The sequence below is a fragment of the Mesorhizobium sp. M1D.F.Ca.ET.231.01.1.1 genome, from assembly GCF_003999155.2.
In the GTDB taxonomy this organism is placed as follows: Bacteria; Pseudomonadota; Alphaproteobacteria; order Rhizobiales; family Rhizobiaceae; genus Mesorhizobium.
Map to the genome: position 1 here is coordinate 1 of NZ_RZOZ02000217.1, position 304 is coordinate 304.

A 304-nucleotide genomic window follows, 5' to 3' on the forward strand; every position below is an offset into this window, starting at 1 on the left:
TTGCCCTGCAGGTCGGCGACGACAAGCCAGGTTTCATTGGCCAACGGGTCTACGGCATCGACCATGGCGCCCGAACCGTTGGCGAGCACGAAGCGGCCGCGCTCGCCGCGCGCCCTCGCGACGCGATCCGGCCAGGCCGGGATCAGGCGGCAGCCGGCGCCCTTACCCTCCCCCTTGAGGGGAGGGTCGAGCCGCGCAGCGGATCGGGGTGGGGTCGGTTCGGGCACGCCATCGACGACCCCACCCCGTCGATCACTCTGAGCCTCGCTCAACGCGCCCGCCGACCCTCCCCCCGAGGGGGAGG

The 304-nt window shown here is 73.0% G+C and carries 1 protein-coding gene; it reads right to left on the reverse strand.

Annotated features, from left to right (window positions below):
* Positions 1-304 (reverse strand): hypothetical protein (locus EN874_RS33025; protein WP_245516242.1); only part of this gene is annotated, 304 nt, incomplete at both ends.